Here is a 17,150-nt window from a genome sequence, read left to right on the forward strand (position 1 = left end):
CCCTTAAGTGATTTACGTCACCGCGCCGCCACTAAAGAGCGCGTCGATTTCATCGGCAGCCAATCCCAAATCCGTCAGGATGGCGCGGCTGTCGGCACCGGGGGCGGGCGGCGTTGTGGGCAACGGGGTGTTGGCATCGGTGAAACGCGGCGCAGGCATCGGCTGCACCACCCCTTCCGAGAATATCCCGCGGGCTTGGTTGTGCGGATGGCTGGGGGCTTCGGCGGGGCTAAGCACCGGGGCGAAACACGCATCGGTATCTTGCAACAGGGCAACCCAATGATCGCGGGGCTGGCTTTTGAAAACCTCGGTCAGCCGGGCACGCATCGCAGGCCAGGTGCCCCGATCCGCGCGGTCGCCCATTTCCTGCGCCGTCAGGCCAAGCCGGTCCAGCAACACCGCCCAGAACTGCGGCTCAAGGGCACCGATGGTCACCCATCCGCCATCCGCACATTCATAGACGCCATACCAAGGCACGCCGCCATCCAACGCATTGGACGCACGTTCATCACGCCACAGCCCCATGGCGCGGCGGCTGTAAATCATGCTCATCAGCGCGGCGGTGCCGTCAACAATCGCCGCATCAACAACGTCGCCCGAACCGGTTCTTGCGGCCTTAAGCAGCCCCGTCACCATACCAAAGGCCAGAAACATGCCACCGCCGCCGAAATCACCCAAAAGGTTCAACGGAAAGCTCGGCGCACGGCCGGCTTCGCCAGAGGCCCAAAGCGCACCAGACAGGGCGATGTAATTCAGATCGTGACCAGCAGTTTTGGAGACCGGCCCCTCCTGCCCCCAGCCAGTCATCCGACCATAGACCAGACGCGGATTGCGGGCGCGGCAAACGTCAGGGCCAAGGCCCAAACGTTCCATCACGCCGGGCCGGAACCCTTCGATCAACCCGTCTGCCGTTTCGACCAGACGCAAGGCCAGATCGACAGCACCGGGTGTCTTCATGTTCAGCGCGATGGACTTGCGCCCACGGGCAAGGAAATCCAGCTCGTGCGCGCCTTGCCCCGTCGGGGATCCGGCATTGGGGCGTTCAATCCTGATCACTTCGGCCCCCATGTCAGCAAGCATCATGCCCGCAAAGGGACCGGGACCGATGCCGGCGAATTCAATAATGCGCAGCCCCGCCAGCGGGGGTGCGGATGCCTCTTGCTGCATCTCACGGGTCCTTTCAGGAATATTTAACCAAGCGCGGGAAACCCGCTGCTTGTTTTTATCGCTTGCTCAAGCCGCGCCGCAGATTGTTGCGCATCTTGCGCAGCACCTTGAGGGTCGTCTCAAGCTCGGCTTCCGAGATGCCTTCGTTTGCGATCTCGTCCACCTCAAAAATGGTGCGGGTCATAATCTTGACCAGCGACTTTGCTTGGGGCGTTGCGTAGACACGGTTGGACCTGCGATCTTCGGGGTCTGCACGGCGCTCGACATAGCCGCGCGCCTCGAGCCGGTCGATCAGCTTGGAGGTGGTAACCGTTGCCACCTCGAGCCGTTCGGCCAGTTCAGACTGACGCAAGCCGTTCTCGCGCACCAGATGCACCATAACCCAGCCTTGCGACATGGTCATGTCATGGGGCTTCAACATCGAGTCGAACAAGATCGCACGAAAGCGCGCGATATCCTGATAAATAGGATTGTTATCCTCGCTCAACGAAGTCTGTTTGTGCACTGGTGTCGCAACTTCTTCCAAGCTCAGCATACCCTTCTGTCTATCGGCGTCCAAAGTCCGTACGCCAGTCTAGTGCTTTTGACCGCTCTCGCCAACCAAATCAAATCGGATCCCACGTAAACACATCGCTGGACCGGTCAAGATCGTAAAAATCGGCCTTCATCGCTGGCAAGGCATGATCACGCACTGTCTCTGGTGTCCAGCCCTCTGACCGGTGCACCGACCGGATCGGACGTGGCTGGGACATCAGGAAAATCTCGTTGTTGCGGATGCAAAAGATCTGACCTGTCGTGTCACAGGTCGGGTCGGCCAATGCCACACAAAGCGGTGCGATCTTGGCTGGTGTCATTTCCTTGATGCGCTCGACACGGGCTTTTTCAGCGTCGGTCTTGGCCTGAATGGTGCCAATCAGGCGCGACCATGCAAAGGGCGCGATACAGTTGGACCGCACGTTAAAGCGCGACATGTCCAGCGCCAGTGATTTCGACAGCCCGACGATCCCCATCTTGGCGGCGGAATAATTGGCCTGCCCAAAGTTCCCGATCAAACCGGAGGTCGAGGTAAAGTTGATAAAACATCCCGACGCCTGCATCTTGAACTGCGCAGCCACGGCATGGGCCATGTTAAAGCTGCCCTTGAGGTGAACCGAGATCACCGAATCCCAATCGTCTTCGGTCATCTTGTGAAAGATCACGTCGCGCAGGATGCCTGCGTTGTTGACGATCACATCGATCCCGCCAAACACATCCATCGACTGTTCAACCATGGCTTTTGCATCTTCGGGCTTTGCCACGTTGCCAAAGTTGGTCACCGCTTCGCCGCCTGCCGCGATGATTTCATTCACGACCTCTTGCGCCGGGGTCGCATCCGCGCCCGCACCGTCCGATGCCGCACCCAAATCGTTTACGACAACTTTTGCACCATGGCTGGCCATCATAAGCGCAATATCACGGCCGATGCCACGACCTGCCCCGGTTACGATGACTGACTTACCTTCCAACATACCTGTCTCCTCCAGATGATTTATGGCAGTTATAATTAGCTTGATTATAATATGCAAGCTAATTAGACTTTCCTCATACCGTCAAAGTTTTTGACCCACGACATGAGGGAGGAACCACACGATGTTCAAGCGCACCGTATTCAATGAAGACCACGAGATGTTCCGCGACCAGGTCCGGCGCTTCGTCGCCGAGGAAATCACACCGCACCACGCACAGTGGGAAAAAGATGGCCATGTCAGCCGCGACGCCTGGCGCAAGGCCGGGGAAAACGGTCTTTTGTGCGCGGCGATGCCCGAAGAATATGGCGGTGCCGGTGCCGATTTCCTTTTCTCGATGGTGGTGATGGAAGAACTGGCCGCCGCTGGTGCGATGGGGCCGGGATTTTCCCTGCACTCCGATATCGTGGCCCCCTATATCCTGCATTACGGCAGCCACGCGGTGAAGCACGAATGGCTCCCCAAGATGGCCGCAGGCGAGGCGATCGGTGCCATCGCCATGACCGAACCGGCTGCCGGATCGGATGTGCAAGGCATCAAAACCACCGCGATCCGTGACGGCGATGATTACATCATCAACGGCCAAAAGGTGTTCATTACCAACGGCGGCAATTGCGATATTCTGGTCCTTGCCTGCAAGACCGATCCGACACTTGGCGCAAAAGGCACGTCGCTGCTGCTGGTTCCCGCTGATACGCCGGGCTTTCGCAAGGGCAGCCAACTGTTGGAAAAAATCGGCTGGAAGGCGCAGGACACCGCTGAATTGTTCTTTGACAACGTCCGCGTCCCCGCGACCAATCTGCTGGGTGCCGAAGGACGTGGCTTTTACCAACTGATGGAACAGCTTCCCCAGGAACGTCTGTTGCAATGCGTCCGCGCCACCGCAGCACTTGAGGCCGCGCTGCAATGGACCATCGACCACGTCACCGAACGCAAGGCCTTCGGCAAGACCATCGCCGATTTCCAGAACACGCGGTTCAAACTGGCCGAGATCAAGGCCCAATCGGTCTTGATGCGCGTGTTCACCGATAAATGCCTTGAACTGCATGTGGCGGGGGAACTGGACGCCGTTGATGCCGCGATGGGCAAGATGCTGACCTCGGAAACCCTGTGCCGCTGTCTTGACGACTTGCTGCAAATGTTCGGCGGCTATGGCTATATGTGGGAATATCCGATTGCCCGCGCATGGGCCGATGCCCGCGTTGGCCGCATCGCCGGTGGGACCGGCGAAGTGATGCGCGAGATCATCGGGCGTTCGGTACTTGGAGGGCGGAAATGATCCGTTACCCCGATTTCATACGCAAATACGCGTATCAACGCCCCGACTGGCGCGCCACCCATTTCGAGGGCCGCGATTACAGTTGGGCACAGATGAACCGCCGCGTGCATGCCATTGCCTGGCAGTTGGAAAAGCTGGGCGTCAGGCCGGGTGACCGTGTTGCCTATCTGGGTCTGAACTCGCATTGGATCGTCGAGATGTACGTGGTTCCGTCGATGATCGGCGCGATTTCGGTGCCGATCAATCACCGTCTGTCGGTCGAGGAAATGGTCGGCGTGATCGGCGATGCGAGCCCCGCCATCTTGATCTTCGACCGTCATTTCCGTGAACAAGCCGCTGACCTGTTGGCGCTATGCCCGTCGCTGCACACGCTGATCCTTGCCGACTGGGACCAACCGGCCGACGATCTGCCCGACGGCACGCTGCACTATGACACGCTGATCGACGAAGCCCCCGCAGTCGCCGACGATGCCTTTGATGATCGTGCCAGCCGGTCTGACGACACGATGATCCTGTTCTATACGTCAGGCACCACGGGTCAGCCCAAAGGCGTCATGCTCAGCCATTCGAACTTTCTCGTGAATGCCACCGGATCGGGCCATCTGTATGGCTACCGGCAGGATGATGTTTTGCTGCTGTCGGGGCCGTTGTTCCACCTTGGCACGGGCAGCCGTGTGTTCACGGCGCTGGCTTACGGCACCACGATGGTCGTGCAACCGAAATTCGAAGTCGTCGATACCCTGCGCATGATCGAAGCGCAAAAGATCACCACGATGACCATGGTCCCGACCATGCTGAACATGGTGATGAACCATCCGCGCTTCCCCGAGTTTGATTTTTCGTCGATCCGCGTGCTGACATATGGGGCGTCCCCGATGCCCGTCACCCTGATGGAGCGCGCGATTGCAGCCATTCCGGGCATCACCTTTTGTCAGGGCTATGGGCTGACCGAAACATCGCCAGTCCTGTCGGTTCTTGAACCGGCGGATCATATTCCGGGCAATCCGATGCTGGACAAGCTCAGCACCGTGGGCCGCCCGATTCTCTATTCGGATTTGCGCATTGTGGATGCCGACGACACCCCCGTGCCTGTCGGAATGCCCGGCGAAATTGTGGTGCGCGGGCCGCAGGTGATGAACGGCTATTGGAACCGCCCCGAAGAAACCGCCCATGCCATGCGCGGCGGGTTTTTCCACACGGGCGATGCGGGCGTGATGGACGCAGACGGCTATCTGACCATCGCAGGCCGCACCAAGGAAATGATCATCTCGGGCGGTGAAAACGTCTATCCGATCGAGACTGAAAACGCCCTGAGCAAACACCCCGCAGTCGCGCAGGCCGCCGTTTTCGGTGTGCCGCATGCGAAATGGGGGGAAATGGTCTATGCCGCCGTCGCCCTGCACGATGGCAAGACCGCAACCGAAGCCGAGCTGATCGCCTTTTGTCGCGACCGCATCGCCCATTACAAGGCCCCGCGCGGCATGACCATCTGGCAAGGGCAACTGCCCCTGTCCGCGACCAACAAGTTCGATAAAATGACGATCAAGGCACAGGTTCTGCAAAGCCTGGGGTCCGAAGACACAAAGGAAGCTACGACATGACCGACGCTTTGCAAATCACCCGCGATGGCGGCGTCGTGACGCTGACTATGAACGAACCCGCCTCTCGGAACGCCTTGTCTGACGCAATGCGCGAAGGTCTGTCCAGCGCCGTGCAGGACCTGTCGGTCGATGCCGATCTTCAGGCCGTCATTCTGACCGGAACAGGCGGCGTATTCTGCGCCGGCGGTGACCTGAAAAAGATGCTGGCCAACCACAAGGCCGGGCTGGTGACAGGGGCCGAAGACATCCTGCCCCGGATGAAATATCTGCATCGCTGGATCACGCTGCTGCGCGACTTGCAGGTGCCTGTCATCGTCGCGGTCGATGGCCCTGCCTATGGCGCGGGTCTGGGTCTGGCGCTGACCGGCGACATTATTCTGGCGTCCGAGAGGGCGAGCTTCAATGCGTCCTTCTGCAAGGTCGGGGCGGTGCCGGATGGCAACCTGTTCTATTCGTTGCCGCGGATGATCGGCCTGCAACGGGCGCGTGAATTGTTCTACACGGGCCGCACCGTTCACGCAGAAGAAGCCCAACGTCTGGGCATCTGCATGGAAGTGCTTGCCGCAGATGACCTTTTGCCCCGTGCCCAAGCGATTGCGCGGATGATGTGCGACACCTCGCGCACCGCCTTTGCGATGACCAAGGCGATTTCGGCACGGTCGATGGAACTGGACAGCAACGCGTTGCTTGAGCTTGAAGCACAGGCGCAAGCCATTTGCCTGTCGAGCAGCTATCACAAAGACGCAATCGACCGCTTTACCAAGAAGCAGGCCCCACGCTTTGACTTCCGCTAAGCGGTGCATGTGAGACGCTTTAGGGCCACGGATTTCCCCGTGGCCCTAAAGCAGAAGTTGTTTATCGGTTCGCAAAGGTTCCTGTTCGGGTCAGCCGTTCAGGTCAGAACCCCGTCCCGTTCCAGCGCATCAATCTGCGCTGCATCCAGCCCCAGATAGTCTGCCAAAATCTGACGGTTATCCCGCCCGTATTCCGGTGCCGCGCGCCCTGTCTTGGCGGGCGTCAGACCCAGTTGAAAACGGCAGGCCTCGTGATGGGCCGGCGTGCCATCGGTTCTCGGCAAGGTCTGGAAATGCCCCCAAGCGCCAAGCTGTGCATCGGCTGCCAAATCCGCAGGCGACGCGACAACATGCGCCGCCACACCCCGCCCTTGGAGGCGCAACTCCACCGCCTCGGGGGGTTGACCCCGACACCAATCGGCAAGGATCGTGTCAATCTCCGCCTCGACCGCGCGGCGGCCTTCCAGCGTCTCGAACGCCGGATCAGCCAGCGCCGCCAGCCCGGTTTCGTCACGCAGGGCGATCCATGCGGCGTCTGATGTGGCAGATACGGCAACCCATGCAGTTTCGCCCTCGGGCGCGATGCAGGGGTAGACTTCGTTCGGGACGCAGTGCGGATCGCGGTTGCCATCCGCAACCGGCACCCGTCCGGTCGCGGCATAATCGGCAAAGGCTTCGGCAATGAACTGCATCCCCGCCTCGGCCTGGCTGACATCCAACTGCCTGCCCCTGCCTGTCAGGCGCTTCACTTCCAAGGCCGCCAGCAGCACGGGAAAGGCCAGACGCGGGGCCACGAAATCGGTGTAGGGTCCGTAGGGGCCAATCGGGGCCAATACATCGCGACCGGCAAGCATCTGAAGCCCCGACATTGCGGCACCGATATTGCCGAAACCCGCCAAGGCAGACCAAGGCCCCGACTGCCCCATCAGCGATGTCGACAGCATGACCAAGCCCGGATTGTCCCGGGACAAGGTGGCGTAATCCAACCCCCATTTGTCCATCTGACCGGGGGCAAAGCTTTCGACCAACACGTCGACTTTTCCCGCCAGTCCCTTGACCAACGCCCGCCCTGCATCCTGGGACAGGTCAAGCGTCAGACCCGACTTTCCTGCATTGCAGTTTTCATACAACCCCGACCGGTTCAGATCGCGCACCCCTTCGGGATAAGGGCCGGTCAAACGCGCAACTTCGGGTTTGCGGGCGCTTTCGACACGGATCACCTGCGCGCCGAAATCAGCCAGATTGCGCCCAATCATCGGGCCTGCGACCACCCAGGACAAATCCAGGACGGTGATATTTTCAAGGGGCCGCACGACTTTGGTCACCGTGCGGGCCACGGCAAAGGGTCTGACGGCATCACGATTGGCAAGCCAATCTGCCTCGGCCTCTGCACCGCCCTCGCCCAGACCAGGTGCGGGGCGCAGCGGGGCAAACCCTTCGTCAAAGCCAAGCGCAAGTTTTCCCGGCAAGGACAACGCGCCGACCTGTTGCAAAAAGCCGCGCGCCTTGCCGTGGGGGCTGCTGGCCAGATCCGCGACGGTCATGATGGGGGCCAGCATCAGACGGTGCTGCAACGCCATCTCGACGGCTTCAAGCTTGGTCATGGTGGCAAGGAAATCGGCGACCTCCGTGCGGGCCTGCTCCATTTCCTCGTCCGTGATTTCATCGTTTTCGATCTTGGGAGGAAGCGTGACCCAATCCCACGCGGCGAATTTGGGCGAACAGGCCCCGCGCGCGGCCATCAGCGTAAACAGCGCATTGGTGAACCGCCCCGCCGCCGGACCAAGGGCAAGGTGCATCTCAACGAGCCCGTCCTTGACCGGCCATTTCGACCGCTGCGTTCGTGACCCCGACCCTGACAGGTCAAGCTCGCGCTTCTTCTTTGATTTCACCTCGGCGCGGAAGACGTAATTGGGGTGACCGATCACCGACGCCATCGACAAACTCAGGGTGCATTGCGTGGCCGACGCCTGTGCGCTGGTCACGACCCGCTGGCCCTGCCCGCCGCGCCTGCGCGCCTCAAGGGCGACCATGATCCCGCAAAGCGCATCTGCCGCCGCATGATGATAGGCTTGCGGCAGACTCACGCGGGTCGGGATACCGGCCTGACTTTCGGTTGGCTTAAGCGGCCCGCCCGCAGCCCAAAGCGTGAGATCGCTATCGGCATAGCCCGCTTTCGGCCCGTCCAGACCAAAGGGCGTCACGATGGAATGCACCACACCGGCGTTGGCCTGCAAAAGCGCATCCGTGTCCAAGAATACGTCCCGCCCGGGCACTCCGCTTTCCAGAACCACATCGGCAACAGCCGCAAGCGCCATCAGCCGCGCGGGGTCGCTGTCACGGTCCAACACCAGCGACCGCCGCCCTGCGCCATAGGCGGCCCAGAACAAGGACGCCCCGTCCGTGTCAAATGGGGCCATGGCGCGGGCAGTCGACCCTGTGGCGGGTTCAACCTGAAGCACATCCGCGCCCATGCACGCCAGCATCCGCCCCGTCAAAACGCCGCGCTGGTCGGTCAGATCCAGAACCCGCAGGCCCGCAAGCACCCCTTTATCCATCAATAAACGCCTCCATCCGTGTAGGCATGGGGTTCAGGATAGCACCGCCATCCACAGGGATCACAGTGCCGGTAATATATCCCGCCCTGTCCGAGCATAGAAAATCACACAGATCAGCCACGTCTTGCGTTGCCCCCATGCGGCGCAGCGGAATGGACTGTATCTTGGCCTCCAGCGACGCGGCATCGGGCATCAATCGTTTGACGCCTTCGGTGTCGCCAATCGGCCCCGGCACGATGGAATTCACCCGCACACCATGAGGGCCCCATTCCAGCGCAAGGGTTCGTGTGAGCATGTCCACGCCTGCCTTGGCCGCGCAAACATGGGCCTGCCCGATCATCGCGACACTGGCCTGACCGGCAGACAGGTTGATCACCGCCGCCCCCGGTTTGCGCAGATGAGGCCACGCGGCGTGCATGACGTGATGGGTGCCCAGAACGTCAATCTCCAGCACCGCGCGAAACCCGTTCGACGAAATATCCGCCGCCCTTGCGACAAAGTTTCCGGCAGCACCGGACACCAGAATGTCGATCAGTCCAAAGGCATCAACACATTGGCCAACCGCATCCGATACCGCGTCAGCGCTGCGCACATCAGCCGAACAGCCCTGCGCCTCTGCCCCCAAGCCACGCAACTCGGCAACCGCCGCGTCGACCTTGGCCGGATCGCGCGAAAAGACAAAGACCTTGGCCCCTGCCCGCGCGAAATGCCTCGCGATGCCCAGATTGATGCCACTGGTGCCGCCCGATACGCAAACCGTCTTTCCGGCAAAGCTCACCACTGGTCCTCCGTCGTCAGAACCGCCGTTGACGCCGCCGAGAACATCCCCCCGACCCCGTGTACCAAAGACAACTTTGCGTCTTTGACCTGCGCTGGCGACACGCCGCGCATCTGCCGCACGCTTTCTTGCAAGGCGAACATCCCGTACATGCCAGAGTGCATATAAGACAACCCGCCGCCATTGGTGTTCAACGGCAATGCGCCACCCGGGCGGGTATGACCCTCGGCGATGAAAGCCCCGCCTTCGCCCGGTTTGACAAAGCCAAGATCCTCAAGCCCGTAGATCGGGAGATGCGCAAAGGCGTCATAGATCATCAGGTGATCGACATCCGAATGGGTGATGCCCGCACTCTCGAACGCCATCTTGCCAGAGACGCGGAAGGCCTTGGAGGACGAAAAGCTTTCCATCTGCGAGATCATCGGCCCTTCGGCGCTTTCGCCGCCCATGCCGCGTAGGTAAACCGGTTTGGTCGGGAAATCCTTGGCCCGTTCCGCGCTGGTCAGGATCAACGCGCCGCCGCCATCGCTGACCAGACAACACATCAGTTTGCGGAACGGATATGCGATCATTTTAGAGTTCAGAACATCATCGACCGTAAGCGGGTCATGTGCCGTTGCGCGCGGGTGAAGTGCGGCCCATTCGCGTTGCACCACGGCGACCATGGCGATCTGTTCCACGGTCAGGCCATCGTCTTTCATCTTGCGCATCACCGGAAGCGTGAAGCGTGATGGCGGGAACAGCGGGCCGTAGATCGATTCAAATTCCTGCTGCTGCATCGACGGGAACAGCGGGCGATGGCTGCGATTGTTAGACCGCCCGCTTTCGCCGTGGGTGATCAGAACCGTCTTGCACAGCCCCGTTTCAATCGCCGCCGCCGCATGGCGCACCAGCGTGATAAAGGAACAGCCCCCCACCGATGTGCCATCATACCACGTGGGCGTGATGCCAAGGTATTGAATGATCTCGGCCACGTCATGACCAGCGGTCGCAACGCCGTCGATATCCGCAAGGGTCAAACCACAATCGGCCAGGGCATTCAGCGCAGCATCGGCATGCAGGCCGGTCTGGCTAAGTTCGGGGACCTTGCCCATGCGCGTGGTTTCGGCGGCACCGACGATGGCTATGGATGCACGGGTCATGCGACACCTCCTGCGGGCTTGAACTGGGGAATGGCAACATCGCCGCGCTGCTCGAAGGTGACCTCAAGCGGCATATCAAGAACCAGCGCCTCGGGGTCGGCGGGGCAGTCCAGAACATTCGCGACCATTTTCACGCCTTCGTCCAGCATGACGACAGCGACGGTAAAGGGGGGCTCGTAGCCGGGGGCAGGCAGGTGGTTGATGATATAGGAATACAGCCGGCCCTTGCCGCTGGCCTGCTTGATTTCAACATCGCGATTGCCGCAAACCGGGCAAAACGGGCGCGGCGGAAAATACGCCTTGTCACAGGACGGGCAGCTGTTCAGCAACAGCCTGCCCTCTTTTGCACCGTTCCAGTAGAATTCCGTTTCTGGATAAATGGTCGGCAGGGGCCGGTCAGCCATCATCTCTCTCCTTGATTTCAAACGATTTTCGGATCAGCCAAGCCGCGCCAGGCCGTTATTCAGAACAACGATATCCCGCTCCACCACACGGGCGCGGAAACTGACGGCATTGCCGTCGCGCCACATCTCGGTGCGGATGGTTTCGCCGGGATAAACGGGGGACGAGAACCGCAATTGCAGATGCGTTAGCGCTGCAAAATCACCGTCCGCCAAGGCTTCGGTGATCGACCATGATGCAACGCCAAGCGTACAAAGCCCGTGCAGGATCGGGCGGTCGAACCCGGCTTGCCGTGCAATTTCAGGGTCCGCGTGCAGCGGGTTCATGTCCCCCGACAAGCGGTACACCAGCGCTGCATTTTCGGGCGTCCGGAAATCAAAGGTGGCATCCGGCGCGGTTTCGGGCATGGGATGGACCGGACGAACGGTATCGTCTGACCCGCCAAACCCGCCATCGCCCCGCGCAAAGGAGGTGCTGACGATCCTTGCGATCTTGGCACCTGTGGCCTTGTCGCTGACGATACGTTCGGAATAGATCAGCGCACCCTTGCCCGCCCCTTTGTCCACAATTCCGGTGATCCGCGTTTCCCCCAGCAGCACACCGGACGCAGGCAGCGGCGCGTATAATGTCAGGCTTTGCTCTCCGTGAAGGATTTTCTGCCACGTCAGGCCGGTGCTGGGGTCCATCGCCCAGAAACCGGGGTAGGCCAAGACGTTGACCATGGCAGGCAAAGCGCCGAACCCCGGCGCGTTTTCATAGGTCGCACGCAGATGCGACGCGGACAGCGGATCGGTTCCAAGGCCCAGACCCAGCGCATAAAGGATCGTATCCTTTTGCGTATAGGCATGTTCGGTAACAGGGAACGTGCGCCCCATAAGAGCGTCATAGTCAATCATTACAAGTCCTCCTCTTGCATTGTGATTTTATGTAGCTTGATAATGATTTGCAAGCTAATTAATTCACGCAAAAGGATTGCTTGGCACTGGCTTCGGTTACACCACCCCCCGGTGGCCTAGCCTAGCGGCATTGCTCAGACATCAATAACCGGCGTCTTTCCATTTGGTCGGAGTCACGTAAACGATGCTGTCATCAACGCTGACCATCACTTCGCTGTCCTGAATATTGACCTGCAACTTCATCGACCGGCTTGCCAGTTTAGCCAGATCACCTGTGTCTTTCTCTGAGAAGTTCATCACCTGAAGATTGTCAAAACGGGTGGTGCTGTTTTTGATCTTGTCCCACCACGTCTCGGCCGTCCTGCCGCCATAGCTATAGACAATCACCTTGCCGGATTTGCCGCTGGATTGACGCACGACCTTTTCGCTCGGAAGCCCTAGCGCCACCCACAGCTCCAGCTCGTCACTCAGGCTTTTCTGCCAGATATCGGGCTCGTCATCCGTGGAAAGACCCTTGGTCATCTCCAGATGCTCGTGCGCATTCAGCGCAAAAGCCAGAAGCCGCACCATCAGCCGTTCGTCAGTTTCAGACGGATGTTTGGCCACCGTCAGTTTGTGGGTCTCGTAATAGTGACGATCCATATCGGAAACGGAAAGTTCGACTTTATAAATGGTGGCTTTTTGCGCCATGACAGGTCCTGGAGTTGGGAAGATAGGGTTGCCTAGTGTGTCTGGCCCCCTTGTGAAAGCAGATAAGGAAAGCCCGTCGCATTAAAGCGGCCCTGAAGGCGATGGCTGCACCTGCTGGCTCGGACATCCATGAAAACCCGCGGATGTGATTCCACGCTACCTAGGGGTCTGAACGATCCAACAGTTGCGCATCCCATACCCCCGACAGGACGGCATCGCGCACGTGGTCGATCAAGAGTTGCCGGATGGCTTCGGATGCAAAGGTCGGCGGCCGGGAGGCCAGACGACACAGGTATAGGGTTCGTGACAATTCTGGCGCGATGATCGGACGGGCGCGCACGGTGCCGCGTTCAAGCTGGTCGTGCATGAAAAGCCGCGTACCGATGACGCACCCAAGGCCCGCCTCGATCGACCCTGCGATGGCCTGAACGGAATTCATCTGAAGGATCGCCTTTGCCTCGATCTTTTTCAACAATGCCACATCATCCATGATCGCGCGGGCGGAAACACCCTGCCGTAGCAGGATGATCGGCAGGTCCAGCAGTTCGGCAAAGGTGATCGGATCATCGGTATCCCCGATGATATCAGTGCGCCCCACGCAGAACATCTTTTCCTCAAGCACCGGTTCTGACTCAAAGGTCGGATCGGCAGGCGGGTTATAGATCAGCGCAAGATCAACGTCAGAGGCCAGAAGATGCGGAAGCGCCGCGCCGGACAGGCTCTCGGTCAGGGCCAGTTGAACATTGGGGAAATCGCGCACGACCTGCGTGATGAAAGCCACCCCGATCGCCTTGACTGCGGAAAAGGACATGCCCACCGATACCGGCCCCGAAATCTTGTTTACCGCATCGGTCAGATCAGTCTCGGCTGCGGCCATGGCGCGCAAGATCGAGCGGGCGTGCCCGTAAAGCCGGTGCCCGGCGGCCGTTGGCTCCATACCTCTTGGCTTGCGCCGAAAGAGCGGCTTTCCGAATCGCGCCTCCATCTGGGCAAGATGATGACTAAGGGCTGATGCCGCGATCCGCAGATGGGTCGAGGCGCGCGCCAATGACCCGTGTTCGTAAATCGCGTTGAAATATTGAAGCTGGCGCGTATCGAGCATTCTGTTTTCCAGAAGGGTTTATTCGAAACATTATAATATTCCGTTCACACGACTTTGGCTATGATTGTTTCAGGAGGAATTTTCATGACCACAGACATTAGGCCACTTGCCGGACTACGCGTTGTCGAAATGACGCATATGATCATGGGGCCGTCTTGCGGCATGTTTCTGGGGATGCTTGGTGCCGAAGTCATCAAGGTCGAACCGCCCGAAGGTGATAAGACCCGCGCGTTGACTGGCATGGGGCGCGGCTTCTATCCCACCTTCAACCGTGGCAAAAAGAGCATCACGCTCGACCTGAAATCGGAGGCCGGAAAAGATGCGCTGCACCGGCTTCTTGAAGGCGCGGATGTCTTTGTCGAGAATTTCCGCGATCAATCCCTCGCCAAGATGGGGTTCGCCCCTGACGTATTGCAGGCCCGCTATCCCAGTCTGATCGTTTCATCCCTCAAGGGGTTCCTCAAGGGCCCCTACGAGAACCGGACCGCGATGGACGAGGTCGTGCAGATGATGACGGGCATGGCCTATATGACCGGCCCAACCGGACGTCCCTTGCGGATCGGATCATCAGCGAATGACATCATGGGGGGCCTTTTTGGTGCCTTCGCGGTTCTGGTTGCGCTTTTGCAACGCGAAAAAGATGGCAAGGGTCACGTGCTGCGCACCGGACTTTTTGAAAACTGCCTTTTTCTTGTGGCCCAGCATATGGTGCAATTCGACATCGAAGGCCGCGAGGCCCCGCCGATGCCCGAACGGGAGTTTTCTTGGCCGGTCTACGACATCTTTGACACCTCGGATGGAAAGCAGATGTTCATCGGTGCCGTCACCGAAGGCCAGTGGGTAACCCTGTGCAATATTCTGGGGCTGCAGGTGTTGCTCGATGATCCCGATTTGCAAACCCGCATGAAGCAGATCGACGCCCGCGACCGCACCATACCGGTGGTCGCTGCGGCTGTGCGCAGCCGGTCCTTTGCCGATCTCCTCGAAGCCTTCGAAGACGCTGGCATCCCCTTCTCGCCGATCCATCGTCCGGCCGAGATGTACGACGATCCGCATGTGACACGCCCCGGCGGGCTTTTCACGTCCTCCCTGCCCGAAGGCGGGACTTACCGTGCGCCCGTCATGCCCTTCGAGATCGACGATCAACCGATGGTGGGTGAAAACCTCGACATCGCCGCAATCGGCGCGGATACCCACGCCGTTCTTTCGGCTGCCGGGCTCAGCGAGGCTGAAATCGCAGCGGCCTGCGGTGTGGAGGCGGCAGCGTGAGCCGGGCGAGCACCATTTACCCCGCCGACCGCGTGACCCTGCGTGAAGTCGGTCTGCGCGACGGGCTTCAGATTGCCAAGTCGCTGCCCTCGACCGAGGCCAAGATCGCCTGGCTTGAAGCAGAATGCACCGCAGGTGTGGGTCATTACGAGGTCGGGTCATTCCTGCCCGCCAGCCGTTTCCCCCAATTCGCCGATATCGACGCGGTGATTGCTGCGAGTGAACGGCTCGACGTCCACTCGGCGGGGCTGACCCTGAACGAACGCGGGGCCGAGGCCGCAGTGCAAAGCGCGATCCGCGAGATGGTCTGCGTTGTTTCCGCGACCGAAGAACACAGCCAGGCCAACATGCGCCGCTCGCGCGATGCCGCGGTGGATCTGGTGCGCAACGTCGTCGCGATGCGCGACCACCACGCCCCCGACAAGCTGGTGAACGCCGGGATCGCAATGGCGCTTGGCTGTTCGATCTCTGGAAATGTCGACCCCGAAGAGGTTGTCCGTCTGGCCGCTGACTGTCTTGAGGCAGGTGCCGATATCGTCGGGGTCGCGGATACGGTCGGCTATGCCGGACCAAAGGCTGTTGGCGCGCTTTGTGCGCGGATGGAGAAGCTGTGCGGCGGGCAGCCTTTCATCATCCATCTTCACGACACGCGGGGCATGGGCGTGGCCAATGCGGCGGCGGCGCTGGAAAGCGGCGCGCGGGTGATCGACGCCTCGCTTGGCGGATTGGGCGGATGCCCGTTTGCGCCCGGTGCCACCGGCAACGTCGTGTTCGAAGATATCGTATATTTGTCCGAGTCGATGGGTTTCGCCACCGGAATCGATCTGGACAGACTGAAAGACGCCCGGCGCATCGCGGAGGAGGCGATGCCGGGTGAAATGTTCCACGGGGCCCTGCACCGCGCAGGTCCGCCAAAGAACGCAAATTGGCAGGCCAAATCCTTGGTCTGAGTTTTAACTGGGAGGAGAAACAACAATGAAATATATCACATCAGCAGCCATCGGGGCTGCAATCTTTGCGGTTTCCGCGCCGGCATCACAGGCCGCTACGGAAATGCGCTGCAGCCACCAGCTGCCCCCTGCGCACCACATCGCCAAGGTTGTCGATCGTTGGGCCGCCGAGGTCGAAAGCCTGTCCGAAGGCGAGATCGACGTGCAGATTTTCGGTGCGGACAGCCTTGTTGGCGCGCGTGAAAACATCGTCGCAACCGCCAAGGGCGACATCGAATGCGCATTCTCGCTGAACTTCCAGTGGGGCAAAACGCTGCCGATCATGAACGTCACCGTCGCGCCCTATGCTTTTGGTGACATCGAAATCTGGAAGAAATGGCCAACTTCGGAGGCCGCGACCTTCCTTGAAGGCAAGCTGCTGGAGAAAGGCGTCAAGAACGTCGTCTGGTTGTTCCAGACCAACACCTCTGTCTTCACCACAAACGGTGCGCCGCTGGTCAAGCCGGAAGACTTTACCGGCCTGAAGATGCGCGGTGTGACACCGCCCTTTGATGCCGCCCTGTCCGCGCTTGGCTCGACACCTACGGCAATGCCCGGGTCCGAAGTGTATCAGGCACTGGCAACCGGCGTCATCGACGGAGCGATCACTGACGTCGCTGCCGCCGTATCGCGGAAATACTACGAAGTGCAGGATGCCTTTACCGTCGTGCCTGTCTTGTCGGCCTATTTGCACGGTTACCTGAACCCAGATTTCTACGACGGGCTCTCGGATAAATCCAAGTCCGCCCTCACGCAGGCAGGCATGAAAGCGTCGGAATGGGCCATCGAAGCCTCGACCCAAGCCGCCGCAGAAGGTCCGGGCCAGCTCGAGGCGAAAGGCGTGAAAGTGCATATCGCCACACCGGAAGAGAACGCGGCACTTGAAGCGGTCATGCGGCCTGCTTTCGACAAATCGTTCGGCGAAGGCGATGCTGACAGCCAGACGCTTCTCGATCTGATTGCCAAGATGTGAGCCGG

General features: G+C 60.1%; 16 protein-coding genes. 6 read left to right on the forward strand and 10 right to left on the reverse strand.

All coding sequences use genetic code 11. The features are described from left to right. Positions 1–12: 12 nt before the first annotated feature. From ACSQ13_RS12820 to ACSQ13_RS12830, 3 genes are all read right to left on the reverse strand, one after another. Positions 13–1,167: a CaiB/BaiF CoA transferase family protein gene (locus tag ACSQ13_RS12820; RefSeq protein ID WP_295511280.1), complete on the reverse strand. Its 1,155-nt coding sequence runs from the start codon at positions 1,165–1,167 to the stop codon at positions 13–15. A gap of 55 nt (positions 1,168–1,222) precedes the next feature. Then, complete coding sequence (locus tag ACSQ13_RS12825; RefSeq protein WP_435988110.1) at positions 1,223–1,654, reverse strand: MarR family winged helix-turn-helix transcriptional regulator; 432 nt, start codon at positions 1,652–1,654, stop codon at positions 1,223–1,225. A 118-nt stretch (positions 1,655–1,772) separates the two neighbouring features. Then, on the reverse strand, positions 1,773–2,675 hold the full coding sequence (locus tag ACSQ13_RS12830; protein ID WP_176248293.1) for an SDR family NAD(P)-dependent oxidoreductase: 903 nt from the start codon (positions 2,673–2,675) through the stop codon (positions 1,773–1,775). Positions 2,676–2,796: 121 nt separating this feature from the next. Between ACSQ13_RS12830 and ACSQ13_RS12835 the strand changes: the two genes are divergently transcribed. From ACSQ13_RS12835 to ACSQ13_RS12845, 3 genes are read left to right on the forward strand one after another with little or no spacing between them, the layout of a single operon-like run. Continuing rightward, positions 2,797–3,951 carry an acyl-CoA dehydrogenase family protein gene (locus ACSQ13_RS12835; protein WP_295511277.1) on the forward strand — a complete coding sequence of 385 codons (1,155 nt, stop codon included), beginning with the start codon at positions 2,797–2,799 and terminating at the stop codon, positions 3,949–3,951. After that, positions 3,948–5,552, forward strand: a complete 1,605-nt coding sequence (locus ACSQ13_RS12840; RefSeq protein WP_295511275.1) for a long-chain-fatty-acid--CoA ligase — start codon at positions 3,948–3,950, stop codon at positions 5,550–5,552. Before ACSQ13_RS12835 ends, ACSQ13_RS12840 begins: the two co-directional genes overlap by 4 nt. Beyond that, the gene (locus ACSQ13_RS12845) at positions 5,549–6,346 is read left to right on the forward strand and encodes an enoyl-CoA hydratase/isomerase family protein (protein ID WP_176248290.1); all 798 of its coding nucleotides are present in this window, start codon (positions 5,549–5,551) and stop codon (positions 6,344–6,346) included. Before ACSQ13_RS12840 ends, ACSQ13_RS12845 begins: the two co-directional genes overlap by 4 nt. Positions 6,347–6,444: 98 nt before the next feature. On the opposite strand, the gene ACSQ13_RS12850 is transcribed toward ACSQ13_RS12845, so the two are convergent. The 7 genes from ACSQ13_RS12850 to ACSQ13_RS12880 form a co-directional block, all read right to left on the reverse strand. Beyond that, a complete protein-coding gene (locus tag ACSQ13_RS12850; protein ID WP_295511272.1) occupies positions 6,445–8,904 on the reverse strand; it encodes a CaiB/BaiF CoA-transferase family protein in 2,460 nt (819 codons plus the stop codon). Further along, complete coding sequence (locus ACSQ13_RS12855) at positions 8,897–9,682, reverse strand: SDR family oxidoreductase (RefSeq protein ID WP_176248289.1); 786 nt, start codon at positions 9,680–9,682, stop codon at positions 8,897–8,899. The genes ACSQ13_RS12850 and ACSQ13_RS12855 overlap by 8 nt, the downstream gene beginning before the upstream one ends. Next, the gene (locus ACSQ13_RS12860) at positions 9,679–10,824 is read right to left on the reverse strand and encodes a thiolase C-terminal domain-containing protein (RefSeq protein ID WP_176248288.1); all 1,146 of its coding nucleotides are present in this window, start codon (positions 10,822–10,824) and stop codon (positions 9,679–9,681) included. The genes ACSQ13_RS12855 and ACSQ13_RS12860 overlap by 4 nt, the downstream gene beginning before the upstream one ends. Beyond that, positions 10,821–11,228 carry a Zn-ribbon domain-containing OB-fold protein gene (locus ACSQ13_RS12865; protein ID WP_295511269.1) on the reverse strand — a complete coding sequence of 136 codons (408 nt, stop codon included), beginning with the start codon at positions 11,226–11,228 and terminating at the stop codon, positions 10,821–10,823. Before ACSQ13_RS12865 ends, ACSQ13_RS12860 begins: the two co-directional genes overlap by 4 nt. 33 nt (positions 11,229–11,261) lie before the next feature. Next, positions 11,262–12,122, reverse strand: a complete 861-nt coding sequence (locus ACSQ13_RS12870) for a MaoC family dehydratase (RefSeq protein WP_176248286.1) — start codon at positions 12,120–12,122, stop codon at positions 11,262–11,264. Positions 12,123–12,263: 141 nt separating this feature from the next. Beyond that, positions 12,264–12,812 carry a YaeQ family protein gene (locus ACSQ13_RS12875; RefSeq protein ID WP_176248285.1) on the reverse strand — a complete coding sequence of 183 codons (549 nt, stop codon included), beginning with the start codon at positions 12,810–12,812 and terminating at the stop codon, positions 12,264–12,266. 160 nt (positions 12,813–12,972) lie between these two features. After that, a complete protein-coding gene (locus ACSQ13_RS12880) occupies positions 12,973–13,914 on the reverse strand; it encodes a LysR family transcriptional regulator (protein ID WP_176248284.1) in 942 nt (313 codons plus the stop codon). Positions 13,915–13,998: 84 nt separating this feature from the next. Here ACSQ13_RS12880 and ACSQ13_RS12885 point away from each other — a divergent pair, with 84 nt between their 5' ends. Genes ACSQ13_RS12885 through dctP form a run of 3 tightly spaced genes read left to right on the forward strand, consistent with a single transcriptional unit; the run spans position 13,999 to position 17,145 of the window. Next, entirely contained in the window at positions 13,999–15,183 is a 1,185-nt protein-coding gene (locus ACSQ13_RS12885) for a CaiB/BaiF CoA transferase family protein (protein ID WP_295511264.1), read from the forward strand. After that, complete coding sequence (locus ACSQ13_RS12890) at positions 15,180–16,133, forward strand: hydroxymethylglutaryl-CoA lyase (protein ID WP_295511262.1); 954 nt, start codon at positions 15,180–15,182, stop codon at positions 16,131–16,133. Before ACSQ13_RS12885 ends, ACSQ13_RS12890 begins: the two co-directional genes overlap by 4 nt. A 25-nt stretch (positions 16,134–16,158) precedes the next feature. After that, positions 16,159–17,145 (forward strand): TRAP transporter substrate-binding protein DctP, encoded by a 987-nt coding sequence (dctP, locus tag ACSQ13_RS12895; protein ID WP_176248281.1) that lies wholly within the window; start codon positions 16,159–16,161, stop codon positions 17,143–17,145. The last annotated feature ends 5 nt before the right edge of the window (positions 17,146–17,150 follow it).

The sequence above is a fragment of the Sulfitobacter sp. SH22 genome (assembly GCF_965641905.1).
In the GTDB taxonomy this organism is placed as follows: domain Bacteria; phylum Pseudomonadota; class Alphaproteobacteria; order Rhodobacterales; family Rhodobacteraceae; genus Sulfitobacter.